Source organism: Nocardia transvalensis NBRC 15921, from assembly GCF_000308875.1.
GTDB lineage: Bacteria > Actinomycetota > Actinomycetes > Mycobacteriales > Mycobacteriaceae > Nocardia > Nocardia transvalensis.
Genome location: NZ_BAGL01000042.1, coordinates 107,107 through 123,931, shown reverse-complemented (window position 1 = coordinate 123,931; position 16,825 = coordinate 107,107). Strand labels below are relative to the sequence as shown.

The window sequence follows — 16,825 nt, the reverse complement described above, 5'->3', positions numbered from 1 at the left end:
AGGCGTGGGATGCTCCTCCCATGGCGCGAATAATTCTGGCCCCCGGGTTCTGGCTCGGCGCGTGGGCCTGGGATGCCGTCGCCGAGGATCTGCGCGGGCGGGGCCACGACGTGCTGGCACTGACCCTGCCGGGGCTCGATCCCGAGGATCCGCACCGGCTGGCGGCGACCTTCGAGACCCAGGCCAGGGCCATCATCGATGCGGCCGGCGCCGACGGCGGAGCGGTCCTGGTCTCGCACTCGGGCGCCGCGCTGCCCGCCTACCTCGCGACCGATATCGCGCCGAGCCGGTTCGCGCGCGCGATCTATGTCGACACCGCGCCGGTGCCGGACGGATTCACGGTCCTGCCCGCGTTGGACTCGCCGGACCTGCCGCTGCCGGACTGGCCACAGCTGGAGGCCACCGGCAACAGCATCGAGGGACTCGACGACGCGGCCCTGGCCCGGTTCCGCGAGCGCGCCGTGTCGGAGCCGGCGGGTATCGCGGCCGCGCCGCTGCGGCTCAGCGATTCCCCTGCCCGCCTGTCGATTCCGACGACGATCATCTGCACCAGCTATCCGGCCGACCAGGTGCGGCAGCTGCGCGACGCCGGTGAGCTGCGGATGTTCGCCGAACTCACTCGGATCGACGCCGACTACATCGACCTGCCGACCGGGCACTGGCCGATGTGGTCGCGCCCCGCCGAACTCGCCGAGTTGATCCATGCCACCGCCGCCCGGTGACCGTTGTGACGACACCCTTCCCGGTGTCGTTTCGCTTGGGCTGCGGCGCAATTCACGCATTTCGGACCCCCTACGCGGCTGCGCACCCATATGATTCGAGGGATGTATTTGCGGGTAATTTCAGCTGCCAGGGCTCGACAGTCAGGAGCAGCATGACCGCCAGATCCGACCTCGAAAAGGAACTTCGCGGCCCGACAGCGGCCACGGACCTGTTGTCGGAGAGCGAGACCGCCGACCTGGTCGCCCTGTTCCGCGCGGCCCGCCAGCAGGAGAAGTTCGCACTCGCCGAGGCCATCGACGGCATGATCGGCGCCCTGCCGCGACCGCTGCGCGGGGTGACGAAGCGGATCATGTTCGGGGACGCTGTCGACTGATGAGCGAACTGGTCACCCGCGCCCAGGTCATCCTGCTGGCGCGCACCCTGCACGTGTCGCCGCACCGGCTGGCCCACCTCGAGCGCCTGGGCGCCGATCAGCTGGCCGACCTGCAGCAGCGGATGGCGGCCGTCATCTTCGACGACCACGCCGAGACCTTCCGCCGCATCAGCAAGCTGGTGCCGTTCATCCCGCTGTCGATCTCGATGCCGCTGGTGCAGCGCATCGTGCCGCCGATGATGACCGGCCGGGCCGCGGGCGCGGTCGGCGCCGACCATCCGAAGAAGGCGTCGGAGGTGCTCTCGCTGCTGCGCACGTCGTATGTCGCCGACTGCGCCCAGTACCTGGATCCCGATACGGTCGGCATGCTGGCCGACGTGGCGCCGATCGACGCCGTCCTCGAGATCGTGAACGAGGTGCTGCGCCGCCGCGACTACGTGACGGCCGGCCCCTTCCTCGCCGCGGCCACCCCGCGCCTGATCGCCGCGGTCGAGCGCGGCGTGCCCGACGACGAGGGCCTGATCTTCTCCGCGGCCTTCGCCTATTCCGGGGAAGCGATCAGCATGATCGTGCGCCAGTTGCTCGCCGGCCCGGCGCAGCGCGTGCCGCGTATGGTGCGCGCCGTCCTCGCCGGGGCGCCGGATCTGCAGGCGGCGGCGCTGTCGGTCTTCGGGCGCTGCGAACCCAATGTGGTCAGCGAGGTCGGTGACATCCTGTTCGGCGAAGGGTCGGCGGCCGCTATCGGCTCTCTCATCGTCAATGCCACGCGGTCGGGTGTGACGATCGAACTGCTGGCGTTCACCGGCCGGCTGAGCCCGGTCGCGCTCGACCGGATGGCCACGAATTCCGTGTTCTCCGACCGGAATACGCTCACCGCCCTGGTCGGTGTCCTGCGCCCGGATACCGTCTCGGGCGTGTGGCGCGGGCTGCTGGAGATCGCGGCGCGCGCCGAACCCGCTGTGCGGCGGACGATTACGCGGCTGCTGGCCGAACTTCCCCGGCACACGGTCGCCGCCCTGCCCTCGCGCGCGACGGAGGCGGGCCTGTGGCCGCTGCTGCTGGACACCCTCGCCGACGCCGACGCCGACGTGCAGGCCCATATCGGCACGGTGTGGGCCGCGCTGCCGTCGGAGCGCCGCGTCGGCCTGCAACGCCACCTCGAGCAGCGCGGGGCCGATCCGCGCCTGGCCGGGTTGCACGCCGCCGTCCCCGACGTCTCGGTCGAGGAAGTGTTCTTCCGCCGCCGCCAGATGCGCCGCCGCGGCCCCGGCGACGGCACCGAATTCGGCGCCGCCGCGGGCGGATTCCACCGCTGAGCGATCAGCGCAGGGCGGCGGCCTTGCGGCGCGCGGCCGCCGCGCGCTTGGGATCGGCCTCGGCGGGCTTCTTCGCCGGAGCCTTCTTGACGGCGGATTTCCTGGCCGTCTTCGCGGGGGCCTGCGGCGCGGCGGCCGCCAAGGCTCCCTGGAGGAACTGGCCGGTGTAGCTCTCCGCTACGGCGGCAACGTCTTCCGGGGTGCCTTGGGCGATGACCGTGCCGCCGCCCGAGCCGCCCTCGGGGCCCATATCGATCACCCAGTCGGAGGTCTTGATGACGTCCAGGTTGTGCTCGATGACGATGACCGTATTGCCCTTGTCCACCAGGCCGTTGATGACGCCGAGCAGTTTGCGGATGTCCTCGAAGTGCAGGCCGGTGGTCGGCTCGTCCAGGATGTAGACGGTGCGCCCGGTGGAGCGCTTCTGCAGTTCGGCGGACAGTTTCACGCGCTGCGCCTCGCCGCCGGAGAGCGTGGGCGCGCTCTGGCCGAGGCGGACGTAGCCGAGGCCGACGTCGACCAGGGTCTTGAGGTAGCGGTGGATCGAGGTGACCGGCTCGAAGAATTCGGCCGCCTCCTCGATGGGCATATCCAGCACCTCGGCGATGGTCTTGCCCTTGTAATGCACCTCGAGGGTCTCGCGGTTGTAGCGGGCGCCGTGGCACACCTCGCACGGGACGTAGACGTCGGGCAGGAAGTTCATCTCGATCTTCAGAGTGCCGTCGCCCGAGCACGCCTCGCAGCGGCCGCCCTTGACGTTGAACGAGAACCGGCCCGGCTGGTAGCCGCGCACCTTGGCCTCGGTGGTCGCGGCGAACAGGGTGCGGATCTTGTCGAAGACGCCGGTGTAGGTGGCCGGGTTCGAGCGCGGCGTGCGGCCGATGGGCGACTGGTCCACCTGCACCAGCTTGTCCAGGTGGTCGAGGCCGTTGATGCGGGTGTGCCGGCCGGGGACCTGGCGGGCGCCGTTCAGCTTGTTGGCCAGCACCGTGGCGAGAATGTCGTTCACCAGGGTGGACTTGCCGGAACCGGAGACGCCGGTGACCGCCGTCAGCACGCCCAGCGGGAAGTCGACGTCGATGCCGCGCAGGTTGTGCTCGTTCGCGCCGACGACGGTGAGCTGCTTCTTCTTGGACACCGGGCGCCGGACCATCGGCACCTCGATGCGCTCGCGGCCCGCGAGGTACCCGCCCGTGAGCGAGGTGCGGTCGGCGAGCAGGCCCTTGTACGGGCCGCTGTAGACCACCTGGCCGCCGTGTTCGCCGGCCATCGGGCCGATGTCGACCACCCAGTCCGAGGCGTGGATGGTGTCCTCGTCGTGCTCGACGACGATCAGCGTGTTGCCGAGATCGCGCAGGCGCGAGAGGGTTTCGATCAGGCGGCGGTTGTCGCGCTGGTGCAGGCCGATCGACGGCTCGTCGAGGACGTACAGCACGCCCACCAGGCCCGAGCCGATCTGCGTCGCGAGGCGAATGCGCTGTGCCTCACCACCGGACAGCGTGGCCGCAGCCCGCGACAACGTGAGGTACTCCAAGCCGACATCGAGCAGGAAGCCCAGCCGCGCCTGGATCTCCTTGAGCACCTGGCCCGCGATGGCCGCCTCTCGCTCCCCCAGTTCCAGGGAGTTCAGGAATTTGGAGCAGTCGCGGATCGAGAAGTCACAGACCTCGGCGATGGAGCGATGTCCGCCTTCGGAATTCAGCGTGACGGCCAGGATCTCGGGCCGCAGGCGCGCGCCGCGGCAGACGGGGCACGGGATGTCCCGCATGTAGCCCTCGTAGTGCTCCTTCATCTGCTCGGACTCGGTGTTGTCCATGCGCCGCTGTAGGAAGGGCATGACGCCCTCGAAGTCGGCGTAGTAGGAGCGCTTGCGGCCGTAGCGGTTGGTGTAGGAGACGTGCACCTGGTCGGTGCTGCCCTCGAGCACCGCCTTGCGGGCCTTGGCGGGCAGCCCGTTCCACGGGGTGTCCATGGAGAAGCCGATCGACTCGGCCAGGCCCGACAGCAGCCGGGTGAAGTACTCGGCCGTCTGGCCGCGCGACCACGGCGCGATCGCGCCCCCGTTGAGGCTCAGGTCCGGATCCGGAACCACCAGGTCCGGGTCGACCTCCTTGCGGATGCCGAGACCGACGCAGTCGGGGCAGGCGCCGTAGGGCGAGTTGAACGAGAACGAGCGGGGCTCGAGATCCTCGATATCGAGCGGGTGGCCGTTGGGGCAGGCCAGCTTCTCGGAGAAGCGGCGCTCGCGGTCGTGGGCGTGCTCGTCGCGGTCGACGAAATCGAGGACGACGATGCCGTCGGCCAGGCGCAGCGCGGTCTCGATCGAATCGGTCAGGCGCTGTTTGGAACCCGGCTTCACGGCGAGACGGTCGACGACCACCTCGATATCGTGCTTCTCCTGCTTCTTGAGCTTGGGCGGGTCGGTGAGCGGGTGGACCACGCCGTCCACCCGGACGCGGGAGTAGCCCTGGGTCTTCAGCTGGTCGAACAGGTCGACGAATTCGCCCTTGCGGGTGCGGACCACTGGGGCCAGCACCTGGAACCGGACGCCCTCCTCCATCTCCAGCACCTGGTCGACGATCTGCTGCGGGGTCTGCTTGGCGATCAGCTCGCCGCAGACCGGGCAGTGCGGGGTACCGGCGCGCGCGTAGAGCAGGCGCAGATAGTCGTAGACCTCGGTGATGGTGCCCACAGTGGAGCGCGGGTTGCGGTTGGTGGACTTCTGGTCGATGGAGACCGCGGGCGAGAGGCCCTCGATGAAATCCACGTCCGGCTTGTCCATCTGGCCGAGGAACTGGCGCGCGTAGGCCGACAGCGACTCCACGTAGCGGCGCTGTCCCTCGGCGAAGATGGTGTCGAACGCGAGGCTGGACTTGCCCGATCCGGACAGCCCGGTGAAGACGATGAGACTGTCGCGGGGCAGGTCGAGGTCCACTCCCTTGAGGTTGTGCTCCCGCGCTCCGCGCACCGTCAGGCGATCCGCCACAGGTCGTCCCTTCTCGATCGTTTTTCGGCGTCCAGAATTGCCCCCGCCGACATGCTAGAACCACCCACCGACAAGTTCGGGTTCCAGCGGGCCGAGAGGCTCCGGACGTGGGATTTCCCGGCGGCCACGCGGCCGGCCGGCCCCGTCCAGCCTACGTGCCGCGGGGGTCTCAGGCGGGACCGAGCACGAGCACCGAATTGTGCCCGCCCATGCCGAGCGACGTCTTCACGGTCAGGCCGCCCTCGAACCGGGTCGGGCCGTCGATGAGCCGCGGGTGCGCCCGGGCGACGATCGGCGGGGCGGGCAGGATGCCGCGCGCGTATCCCAGCGCCGCGGCCGCCACCTCCACGCCGGCGGCCGCGCCCATGCAGTGGCCGGTCAGCTGTTTCGTCGAGTACAGCAGCGGGCGGTCGTCGAATATTTCCCGCAGCACGGTCGTCTCGGCCACGTCACACTGCGCGGTCCCGGGGCCGTGGGCGTTGTAATAGGCGATATCGGACGCCCGCACGCCCGCGAAATCCAGTGCGCGTCGCGTGCATTCGAAGATCTGCTCGAGGCTCGGCTCCACCGAGACCACGTGGTAGGCGTCGTTGGTCATGGCGCCGCCGAGGATCCGCGCGTAGGGCCGCGCGGCCGAGCGGGTCGCGACGAAGGACACCGACGCCTCGCCGAAGCTGAAGCCCCGGCTCCCCTCCTGGAACGGACGGCACGCCTCCATCGGCTCGGTATCGGAGACCGCCGCGCCCATCCGTACGAAATGTTCGACCATGTCCGGGCTGCCGGACACGTCGGTGGTCACGCAGATCACGTCGTCCGCGAAACCCTGGTCCAGCCACAGCTTCGCGGTGATCAGCGCGACGTTCGCCGAGCTGCACGCCGCCGACACGTTCATCGACGGACCGTGGAAGCCGTATTCCTGCATCAGTACCGAGATCGGGGTCGAGGGTAATAATCGCAGGTAGTCCCGGGATCTGCGATGACCGTGGTCGACGGTGTAGAACTCGCGCCAGTCGTAGACGTCGCCCAGCACGATCGCGTGCAGGACGCCGACCGTCCGGCCCGGCTGCCAGCCCCGGTCGATCGCGTCGGTGATCGCCTCCTGCGCCGAGGCGTGGGTCGCCCGGCCGTAGCGGCGCGGGCTGATCGCCGGATCGCCGCCCTCGGGTAGTCGGGCGACCCAGGCGTGCTCGTCGCGGCCGGGGCCGTACCCTGGATACAACCCGGCCGCGGACTTACCGCTCAGCAGCCCCTGCCAGAGCTTTTCACGCCCCCAGCCGTAACCACTGACGACACCGATCCCGGCGATAGTCATATGATCTTGATAGTGTTCCGCGGGCTGCGGAGTGGTGGTGCCTGGCATAGCCTCGCTCCTTCACCGGTCCCGGGCCGAATAGCGAATAAACCGCCATCACTGAGCAAACCGGTAGCTGTAATGATCGCCAATCAGGGCCCGATGAAGTGCCCGAACTGTGACTGATCCAATACCGTCGGCGTTGTGATCTCTGCACGCCGATACCAGAATGATCCCATGTGCCATTGACGCAAGTCATCGAGATCAGGGGGTACGTGTGGTTGAGGTGGGTGACGACCGGGAGGCCCCGATCGATGCCGAACAGCTTGCCCAGCGGTACCGCACCCTGGTCGAGCACAGCCCCGACGGGGTGGTGGTCCATGAGCGCGGCATCATCGTTTTTGCCAACCCAGCAATAGTAAGGCTACTTGCTGTCGAGGATACCGATCAGCTTGTCGGACAGCCGGTGACGCGCTTCGTCGACCCCCGCTCGATCCCGGCGATGCTGGAGCGCATCGGCCGCCTGGAGTCCACCGGCGACGCGTCCGACCCCGCCGAGATGACCCTGATCCGCAGCGACGGGCGGATGGTCGACGTCGAGACCGTCTCCGTCCTCACCGCCTGGCACGACCACATCGCCTATCAGGTCGTCATCCACGACCTCACCGCCCAGCGCCGGGCGGAGGCCGCGCAGCGCCGCGCCGAGCAGCACTTCACCACCGTCGTCTCCCAGCTGGAGGAGGGCGTGGTGGTGATCGACCGCGACGGGCGCATCGAATCGGTGAATCCCGCCGCCAAGCGGATCTTCGGCCACGACGGCAATCTGGTCGGCATCCGGATCGACGCGCTGCCGCTGGCGCTGCTGGACGCCAACGCCCAGCCGCTGCCGCCGCTGCGGCATCCGGTCGCGCGCACCCTCGCCACCGGCGAGACCATCACCCGCTACGTGTTCGGCGTCGACCGCCCGGACGGGCAGCGCCGGTGGCTGTCGGGCTCGAGCCGTTTGCTCAATCCCGGCGACCCGGCGTCGCCGGCCGTCTCGTCGTTCAACGACATCACCGAATTCCGGGCAAGCAGGCGGCAATTGGAGTATCAGGCCACGCACGATCCGCTGACCGGGCTGGCCAATCGCTCGCTGGTGCTGTCGCGGCTGGCGGCCGCCCTGGGCACCAGCGAGGACCTGCCGGTCTCGACGGTGCTGTTCATCGATCTGGACGGCTTCAAGGCCATCAACGACACGCTCGGCCACGCCATCGGCGACACCGTGCTGCAGATCGTCGCGCAGCGCCTGCAGCGCAGCCTGCGCCACGACGACGTGGTGGGGCGCCTCGGCGGCGACGAATTCCTGGTGCTGCTGTCGGGCCACACCCTGCCGGTCGATCTCGACGCCCTCGTGAAACGCCTGCGCCAGAGCATGGCCGAGCCCATCATCGCGCGCGGGCACCGGATCCACATCGACGCCTCCATCGGCGTCACTCCCCTGCACCCCGGCGACACCCGGACCCCGGAGGCGGTACTGCACGATGCCGATCTGGCCATGTACCGCGCGAAGCCGGCCACCGGCCGCGAGGGCAATACGCTCGGGCGGCGGCCCAACAGCACGCACGCCTCCTGACGGCCGCGGTGGCCGACGCCTCACCTGCGATTACGGCGAGCGCGCCGAACCCGAACTAGACTCGACAACTCTGTTTTCCGTTGCACGGCCCCGTGCCCGGCCGACCGTGGTGACAAGGAGTTGACGTCTTGCCCGACCGCCTCACCGAGGATCACCCGGCAACCGACCGCGCGGCCGAAACGCTGGCCGAACAAGATCATCTGACGCTGCTGTACCAGCGGCTCGACGCCATGCGCGAGTACGCCCAGCGCCGCCTGAAAACCGTCCTGCTGGAGGCCGGCGGCACCCCGCAGGCCCGCAGCGAACGCGAATCCTTCACCCAGCTCTACACCGAGGATCTGGCCAAGTACGACGCTGCCGAGCACGGTCTGTGTTTCGGGCGGATCGATCTGGCGGAGAACGACGGCGACGATCATCGCTACATCGGGCGGCTCGGCATCCTGGACGAGGACGACGACTACGCCACCCTGCTGCTGGACTGGCGCGCGCCGCTGGCTCGCCCGTTCTACCTGGCGACCACCGCCCAGCCGGACGGGGTGACGCGGCGGCGGCACATCCGCTCGCGCAACCGCAAGGTCACCGCGGTCACCGACGAGTATCTGGATCTGGAGACCGCGCGCCGGGCCGGGGCCATCGACTCCGACGAGGCCGGGGTGGGCAGCGAGAGCGCCCTGCTGGCCGCGCTCAACGCCGCCCGCACCGGGCATATGAGCGACATCGTCGAGACCATCCAGACCGAGCAGGACGCCATCATCCGCTCGGAGCACAAGAGCGTGCTGGTGGTGCAGGGCGGGCCGGGCACCGGCAAGACGGCCGTGGCGCTGCACCGCGCGGCCTACCTGCTGTACACCTATCGCCAGCAGCTGGACAAGGCCGGCGTGCTGATCATCGGGCCGAATACGACCTTCCTCGACTACATCGGCCAGGTGCTCCCGTCCCTCGGTGAGACCGGCGTGCTGCTCTCGACGATCGGCGATCTGTATCCGGGAGTGCGTGCGCAACTGGAGGATTCGCTGCGGGCCGGGGAGCTGAAGGGCTCGCTGGACATGCTCGAGGTCCTCAAGAAGGGCGTGCGCGACTGGCAGCAGGTGCCCCGCGAGCCGATCCGGCTGAGCTTCGACGGCTACGACCTCACCCTGGACCGCAAGATCGTCACCAAGGCCCGGGGCCGCGCCCGCTCGTCCCGGCGTCCGCACAACCTGGCCCGGCCCATCTTCGCCGCGTCGGTGGTGGACGCGCTGACCGATCAGCTGGCGCAGGTGCTCGGGCGGGACCTCACGGGCGGCAAGAATCTGCTGAGCCAGGCCGATCTCACCGAGATCCGCGACGAGATGCGCGCCGACGCCGATATCCAGCGCGAGATCGCCGCGCTGTGGCCCATCCTGTCGCCGCAGGAGGTGCTGGCCGGGCTGTGGGCCGATCCGGACCGCCTGGCCCGCGCCGCCGGGGATCTGTCGCCGGAGGACCGCCAGGAGCTGTACCGCCCCGACGACGGCCGCTTCGGCGCGGCCGACGCGCCGCTGCTGGACGAGCTGGCCGAACTGCTGGGCGTCGACGACGCCGAGGAGCGCGAGCGCGCCCGCCGCCGCTGGCGCGCCCAGCTCGCCGAGGCGCAGGAGGCCCTCGACATCCTGACCGGTTCGGCGCCACAGGATCTGGAGGACGATCTGGATCCGGAGATCCTGATGGCCTACGACCTGATCGACGCGAGCCAGCTGGCCGAGCGCCAGAACGTCGGCACCCGCCAGACCACCGCCGAACGCGCCGCGGGCGACCGCACCTGGACCTACGGCCACGTCATCATCGATGAGGCGCAGGAACTTTCGGAGATGGCGTGGCGAATGGTCATGCGGCGCATACCGAATCGCTGGGTGACGGTGGTCGGCGACGTGGCGCAGACCGGTGATCCGGCCGGGACCTCGTCCTGGCAGCGGATGCTGGAACCGTATGTGGCGCGGCGGTGGAAGCTCACCGAGCTGACCGTCAACTACCGCACGCCCGCGGAGATCATGGCGGTGGCCGCCGACGTGCTGGCCGCGATCGATCCGGAGGCGTCCGCGCCGCGCTCGGTGCGCGAATCCGGACACGAGCCGGAGGCGTTCCGGGTGACCGACGACGAGGCCGTGGCGACGGTGGCCCGGCTGGTCGGCGCGGAGGCCGAACGACCCGGCATCACCGCGGTCCTCGCCCCGCACGCGCGGGTCGCCGACTACGCGGGCCTGGCGAGTGATTCCGTGCGCGTGCTGACGGTGTCGGAGGCGAAGGGCCTCGAATTCGACGCGGTGATCATGGTGGAGCCGCAGGCCGTCCTGGACGAGTCCCCGCGCGGCCTCAACGACCTCTACGTGGCGCTCACCCGCGCGACCCAGCGCCTGTCCGTGGTCCACACGGGCGACCTGCCCGACGTGCTGAGCAGGCTGAAGGCGGCGGAATAGCAGACGCAACCCGTCCCCCATTTCCCGGCGTGCTTTCGGCCGGGATCTCACCGTGAGGTCCCGGCCAAAAGCACGCCGGGACAACGGGGGCGCAGGTGCGCCGGGGTGCGCCTACGTCGGGCCTCAGCGCACGGTGTGCACGATCAGCACGTCGGTGCGGGACTTGCGGGCGGCGTCCGAGGGCACCGAGCCGAGCAGGCGGCCGGTGAGGGTGTTGAGGCCGCGGTTACCGACGACGAGCAGTTCGGCGTCGACCTCCTTCACCAGGTTCAGCAGCGACTCGACCGGCTCGCCGACGATGGCCTTCTCGACGATGTTCTTCGCCCCGGCCGCGGTGGCCCGGTCGCGGGCCACGCGCAGGATCTCGTTGGTGGGCGCGGAGCCGCGCACCTGGTAGGCCTCCTCCTTGAGGACATCGGCCGCGGCGGCCACATCGCGGTCATCGGTCGGGTAGTACGCGCAGGCGACGTACAGGGTGGCGCCCGCGTCACCGGCCAATGCGGCGGCCTTCTCGACGGCGACGTACGACGAGTCCGAGCCATCGGTACCGACGACAATGGATCGGTAGGCGGTCATCTCTCCTCCAAAGGTGCAACTTGTCGGATGCCGGCGCGATTACGCCCGCAACTGCGGGTACCGCGCGGCAACTGCGCTAGACCATAACCGGTGTCCGGCCGGAAATAACCGAAATCGCAACACATCACACTCATGTGCCGAGTAACGCGCAACACACATTCGCTCGGCGGATGCCGGAAACGACCCGCGCTACCAGCAGCGATTCCGATATTGCGGGACAGACCGGGCGATCCACCGCCGTGGACCGAACGGTCTTGTGCCCCTGGGATTTTCGTCACAACACGTCAATTCGGTGGCACATACCCACTACCGGCGGGTCCCAGTGCAGGTCGGGGCCGGTTCGTGAGGGTTCACAATTGCGCCACCGCGACGCCTGCCGGTCGTTCGCCAGGAAATCCCGACTAATGCGTTGAATCACGTCCGTGACGACCCTCAGCCGAGGTGGAAAAGCGGCCCTGTGATCGTCAATCCGAGATCGCAGACGTGAGCGAAGAAGGCGAACAACATGAGCGCGGCGCCGGCCAGCGCCAGATCCTTGTTGAATTGGATCATCTCGGTCTGCTTGGCCTGTGCGTCGGTTTCCTTCCAGAACGGATGCATCAGGATCGCGGTGGGCACCAGGAAGATCACCAGGAGCAGCGCGCCCAGATCCGCCCAGACGCCCAGCAGGATGCTCAGCCCCGCGACCGCCTGCAACACACCCGATCCGAGCACGGCCAGCTTCGCGGCCGGGACGCCCTTGCTCTGGGCGTAGCCCGCCATACCCTCGGCCTGGGTCAGATGCCCGACGGCCGAGCTGAGAAACAGGACGACGAAAAAGATCCGCCCGATCAGCACCAGAACACTCATCGCCAACTCCTCTGGTTGTCGGTAATGCAGTATTCAACCAGCGTCTTCCGCCGGGGTATTCCCCGTGGAACTCGCACGATGAGAGATTAGCGAGGCGCTCGCCGATCGCGGTCGCGCCATTCCGGTGGGATCAACCGCAGAGCAGTTCGGGGTCGGCGTCCGCGGCCGCGACGGCGCGCGGGGACGGGGCGCGACGCGGCGATTCGGCGTCCGGCGACGCCAGTTCCGCGCGGACCCGGCGCAGCAGCGTCACGGCGCGAGCGCGGAAGGTGCGGGCGGCCGCGCCGTCGCCGGCGAGGTCGGCGAGGTCGGCCAGTACCGCGTCCACGGGCCCGAAGACGGCGACGCCGGAGCCGAGTCCGGTCATGGTTCCCGAGCAGTGGCGCAACTCCTCCAGCAGCGCCCGCGCCGCCTCGGCCTCGCCGAGCGCCACCGCGGCGTGGGCCCGGAACACCGTCATGACCGTCGGGTAGAAGTCCGGGCGCACGGTGCCGTGCCGGTGGAACAGGGTGCGGGCACGGTCGCGGTCGCCCGCGTCGAGCAAAGCGACGGTATAGACCTGGGCGACCAGCTCGGGTTCGGCGGCATACAGTACGGCCAGCCGGTCCACCAGGCCCGACAGGTCCTCGCGCGCCCAGGCCATGGTGAGCGGCCCGATGAGCAGGGACTCCGCTTCGTTGGCGCTGCCGGACTGGCGAATCCGGGCGTCGAAGCGCCGGTACTCGGTCTCGGCGGCGTCGAGATCGCCGCGCAGCACCGCCGAGACCGCCGCGAAGGCCGCCAGCAGATCGAGCAGCGGCCGCAGATGCCCGGCCGAGGCGTATTCCAGGGCACGGTCCGCGTGCCGCCGCGCCGCGTTCAGATCGGTGGCGCGGCAGGCGGATCGGAATCGCAGGTAGTGGGCGACCGCCTGGTACTCGGGTAATCGTGCCGCGCGAGCGGCATGTAATAGGTCGTCGGCGACGCGCTCCCAGCCGTCCAGCGTCGCGGGCCCCGTGATCGCGTAGGCGAGTGCGTTGAGCGCCGCGCACGTCAGCCGCGCGTCGTGGGTCTTGCGGGCTGCGTCGACCGCCCGGCGCGCCCACCGGTGCACCTGTGCGGCGTCGCCCGTCGCCTCGGACTCCAGCACCAGTGTCACCAGCAGCCGCGCCTCGTCCGCCGATGAATCCGCTTCCGCCAGTGCGGCTTTCAGCATGTCGATCAGCTCGGCGTCGGGCGTGCGCCAGTCCCGCACGCCCGCGATCACCGGCGCCCGCCAGCAGGTGAGCGCTCGCACGCGCAGGGCGGGGTCGCCGAGTTCACCGGCCAGCGCGACGGCCCGCCGCCGCGACTCCCGGGCCGCCAGGCTCCGGCCGCCGTAGGCCAGGGCGCCGGTGAGCCCGCACAGCGAATCGAGCATGGCGATCCGGTCGGCGCGGTCGGCCGTCTCCCCGGCGTGCCCGGCGAGTTCGTGCAGTGCGACCGCGGCCTGCCAGTGTTCGGTGGCGTCGGCGCGGGTGTCGCCGCGGTCGGAGCCGCGCGCCGCGGTGACCAGGTAGGCGAGCGCGTGTGTCGCGGTGGTCCGCGTGGCGCCGCGCGCCGCGTGATGTGCCAGGGCCGCGATATCGGCCGCGGCGTCCGGGCGTTCGGGCGAGCGGCGCTCCAGGAATTCCAGGGCACGCCAGTGCATCCGGCGGCGGCGCAGCGGGAGGATGCCGTCGTAGACGGTGTCCCGGATCAGCGCGTGGTCCAGCGCGATCCGCCCGTACGCGTCGAATCCGACCAGCCCGGCGGCCGCCGCGGCGTCTATACCGTCGACGATGTCGATCTCGCCGATGCCCGACAGCCCGATCAGTGTGTCGATGTCGATCGTCCCGCCCCACACCGCGATGTACTGCAGCACGGTGACCACACCCGCGGGCAGCCGCCCGATCCGCTCGCTCAGCACCGCCCGGATGCCCTCCGGCAGCATCCGCGCCTCGCCGCGCGTCACCATCAGTTTCGACAGTTCCCGGACGAACAGGGGATTACCGCCGGTCCGGCGATGCAGCGACTGCAGTGTCTCGTGATCCAGCTCGGCGAGCCCGGCGCCCCGCGCGATCTCCTCCGTGCCCGGCAGATCGAGCCCGGACAGTTCGATGCGCTCGCTCACCCGATCGGCCAGCGCCGCCTCCGTGGCGCGCAAGACCGGCGACAGCTCCGGGCCCCGCGCGGTCACGAGCACCAGCACCGGCTCGCGATGCAACCAGCTCACCAGCTGCCGCAGCACCTGCAGGCTCGCCGCGTCCGAGCGGTGCATATCGTCGAGCACGATCGCGACCGGGGCGTGCCCGGCCAGTTCGCGGCACCGCTTGGCCACCGCCCGGACCACGGTGAACGGGTCGCCGGATTCGGCCACCTCCTCCGAAAGCACCGATCCGCCACCGAGTTCCGCCAGGATCTCCCGCCAGATCCAGGCCGCGGGCGCGCTGTCGACCTCGGGGGCCTTGCCGTAGGCGGTGACCCATCCCGCGGCGGCCAGATCCGCCGCGGCCCTGCACACCAGCGTGGTCTTCCCGGTGCCGACATCGCCGATGACCCAGATCAGGCGCATCCCCGAGGCGCGGACCTCGTCGGACGCGGCCGCGATGGTGGCGTGCTGACCCGGATAGCAGGTCGACTCCTCCGGTACGGGCCGGTCGGCCGGCGTGACGCGCTGGGGCACCGTCGGCGCGGCCCGTATCTGTTCCGGCGCTCGCTCGTCGGCGACCGTGTGATTCAGGAGCGCGGATTCCAATTCGCTCAGCCGCGGGCCGGGGTCGATTCCGTATTCCGAGCGCAGATAATCGCGCACTCGGCGCACCGTCGCGAGCGCGTCCACCTGCTGCCCGAGCCGATATTGCGCCAGCGCCAGCAGCCGCGCGGTTTCCTCGCGGCCGGGAAACTCCTCCACCTGTTGCCGGAGCACCGCGACGACCTCGCCGATACGGTCGAGTTCGAGGGCGGCCTGCGCGCGCATCTCGATTGCGGTGGCGCGCAGATCGGTCAATCGCGCCGATTCCGCGGCGGCCCAGCTCGCCCCGGCGAAGGATTCGAATGCGGCGCCGTGCCAGCAGGAAAGTGCGGCGTCCAGCATTCGATAACGCTCGAGCGGGCCCGGCGGGCCGGACGGCGCGTGCACGCGGTCCTCGTATTGCCGCAGCAACGCCTCGAACTGCCACGCGTCGACATTTCCGGAATCCAGCCGCAGCGCATACCCACTGCCTTCGGAGACCAGAATCTGCGCCGGCGTTCGGGGCCTGCGCGACGGCTCCAGGATTCGGCGCAGATTGTGGATTTGTACCTGCAGAACGGAGGGGGCGTGCGGCGGCGGTGCGCCCTCCCAGACGTCCTCGACCAACCGATCGACGCCGAGGGTCTTGCCCCCGGCCAAAACCAGCCGACCCAGTATCGCGCGTTGCCGTCCCGCGCCGATGCGGGCCGTGCGGCCGCCGAGTAAGACCTGCAATGGTCCGAACACCTGAACCTGTGGCTCCGACATCATCACACGACGCCCCTCCGGCTGTCGGGCTGGCAAAGTACGAATAGTCCGAAATACTCTTCGGTAAATTACCGTCGCCTACGCGTGAAGACAAATCAACGGCTACGGGTGGTCCCAGCAAACTGGTTGAGCAACAACAACATCGGTGTATCACGCGGGAATCTCGGCGAAGGCGCAGACCTGGCAGACACTGTTCACCGAACCGGCCGGGACGATCCGCCAGCACTGCACACAGCGCGGCAGGCGCCCGTGGCCCGACGCAATGAGACGCAAAAGCGCGGCGCTGTCGCCGTCACCCGAGGCCCATACTCCGGCCGCAATCCCGCGCGGCAGCCCGACCGCCAGCGAATGCCTGGCGCAATCGGCCACGACCGAACATCCCCGGCAGTAAGCGAGCGCCCGGCGCGGATCTCCCTTCGGCGGTGGCGGGGGATGAAAGAGTCCCGGCGCCGCCTCGCGGCACGCGGCGTCTTTTCGCCAGTTCACACGATCACCTCCTGTACCGTCCCGCCGGGCCGATGCCTGCGTCCCGCGGGGTCGAATCTATTCCGGAAGATCGTTCCGGAATGCCGCCACTGTATGCATCCGATCCGGTAATGTCGCCACCGGGCGGAATTACGAAATGGCAACGAATTGGGGCGGAAGTGCCGCTCGAGCACCATGGAACCACCGCGGAAGAAATGTGGAAGTAAGCGGCCGGATAATCGCCGGGACATGTCGCTACAACCGCAGGAGCTGAATACCATGAATATGCCGGTGCTACCCGACTCGAATGTCCTCAACGGTCTGCTCGGCGTCGCCGAGCGGGTGATGGAACTGGCCGGCCAGTTACTGACCACGCCGGTTCCTCCCGGCCTCGTCCCGTCGCCCGCCGAGATGCCGGAGCCGGCCGATCCCGGCTGGTATCGGGACCGGGACGGAGATATCTGGCAGAAGACCGAGTCCGGCTGGCGGCTGTTCCTGCAGCGCGGCGTCGCCGCGGACAGCACCTCGACGTGGGATTGGGCCGACGGCCACGTCCGCGACTACGGACCGTTCGTCCCGATGCCGGCCGCTCGATAATTCTCCGGCGCGACCCTCCGGAAATTGCGAGTGCGGACCCGATTCCGGTTACCGGCGGAATCGGGTCCGCACTCGCCCGGAAGAACGGTGGAAGTGCCCT

The 16,825-nt window shown here is 69.5% G+C and carries 12 protein-coding genes; 6 read left to right on the top strand and 6 right to left on the bottom strand.

Annotated features, from left to right (window positions below; translation table 11 throughout):
- Positions 1 to 20 precede the first annotated feature (20 nt).
- The 3 genes from ON41_RS13020 (at position 21) to ON41_RS13010 (ending at position 2,412) form a co-directional block, all read left to right on the top strand.
- Positions 21 to 722 (top strand): alpha/beta fold hydrolase, encoded by a 702-nt coding sequence (locus ON41_RS13020; RefSeq protein ID WP_040747836.1) that lies wholly within the window; start codon positions 21 to 23, stop codon positions 720 to 722.
- 152 nt (positions 723 to 874) lie between these two features.
- Positions 875 to 1,096 (top strand): hypothetical protein, encoded by a 222-nt coding sequence (locus ON41_RS13015; RefSeq protein ID WP_040747835.1) that lies wholly within the window; start codon positions 875 to 877, stop codon positions 1,094 to 1,096.
- Positions 1,096 to 2,412 (top strand): hypothetical protein, encoded by a 1,317-nt coding sequence (locus ON41_RS13010; RefSeq protein ID WP_040747834.1) that lies wholly within the window; start codon positions 1,096 to 1,098, stop codon positions 2,410 to 2,412. The genes ON41_RS13015 and ON41_RS13010 overlap by 1 nt, the downstream gene beginning before the upstream one ends.
- Positions 2,413 to 2,416: 4 nt before the next feature.
- Here ON41_RS13010 and uvrA read toward each other — a convergent pair whose 3' ends face one another.
- On the bottom strand, positions 2,417 to 5,398 hold the full coding sequence (gene uvrA, locus ON41_RS13005; protein ID WP_040747833.1) for an excinuclease ABC subunit UvrA: 2,982 nt from the start codon (positions 5,396 to 5,398) through the stop codon (positions 2,417 to 2,419).
- 169 nt (positions 5,399 to 5,567) lie between these two features.
- Positions 5,568 to 6,710, bottom strand: a complete 1,143-nt coding sequence (locus ON41_RS13000) for a beta-ketoacyl synthase N-terminal-like domain-containing protein (protein WP_040747916.1) — start codon at positions 6,708 to 6,710, stop codon at positions 5,568 to 5,570.
- A gap of 256 nt (positions 6,711 to 6,966) precedes the next feature.
- Here ON41_RS13000 and ON41_RS12995 point away from each other — a divergent pair, with 256 nt between their 5' ends.
- Together ON41_RS12995 and ON41_RS12990 are read left to right on the top strand one after the other, a co-directional pair.
- Entirely contained in the window at positions 6,967 to 8,304 is a 1,338-nt protein-coding gene (locus ON41_RS12995; RefSeq protein ID WP_306307779.1) for a diguanylate cyclase domain-containing protein, read from the top strand.
- A gap of 128 nt (positions 8,305 to 8,432) precedes the next feature.
- The gene (locus tag ON41_RS12990; protein WP_051161344.1) at positions 8,433 to 10,739 is read left to right on the top strand and encodes a HelD family protein; all 2,307 of its coding nucleotides are present in this window, start codon (positions 8,433 to 8,435) and stop codon (positions 10,737 to 10,739) included.
- A gap of 123 nt (positions 10,740 to 10,862) precedes the next feature.
- Here the strand turns inward: ON41_RS12990 and ON41_RS12985 are convergent, their stop codons facing one another.
- The 4 genes from ON41_RS12985 to ON41_RS43755 form a co-directional block, all read right to left on the bottom strand.
- Positions 10,863 to 11,315 (bottom strand): universal stress protein, encoded by a 453-nt coding sequence (locus ON41_RS12985; protein ID WP_040747831.1) that lies wholly within the window; start codon positions 11,313 to 11,315, stop codon positions 10,863 to 10,865.
- A 432-nt stretch (positions 11,316 to 11,747) separates the two neighbouring features.
- Positions 11,748 to 12,164, bottom strand: coding sequence for a DoxX family protein (locus ON41_RS12980; protein WP_040747830.1), 417 nt, complete (start codon positions 12,162 to 12,164; stop codon positions 11,748 to 11,750).
- Positions 12,165 to 12,294: 130 nt separating this feature from the next.
- Positions 12,295 to 15,630, bottom strand: a complete 3,336-nt coding sequence (locus ON41_RS12975; RefSeq protein WP_169336481.1) for an ATP-binding protein — start codon at positions 15,628 to 15,630, stop codon at positions 12,295 to 12,297.
- Between the two features lie 183 nt (positions 15,631 to 15,813).
- Positions 15,814 to 16,149, bottom strand: coding sequence for a WhiB family transcriptional regulator (locus ON41_RS43755; protein WP_157185446.1), 336 nt, complete (start codon positions 16,147 to 16,149; stop codon positions 15,814 to 15,816).
- Between the two features lie 258 nt (positions 16,150 to 16,407).
- Between ON41_RS43755 and ON41_RS12965 the strand changes: the two genes are divergently transcribed.
- Entirely contained in the window at positions 16,408 to 16,725 is a 318-nt protein-coding gene (locus ON41_RS12965; RefSeq protein WP_157185445.1) for a hypothetical protein, read from the top strand.
- The last annotated feature ends 100 nt before the right edge of the window (positions 16,726 to 16,825 follow it).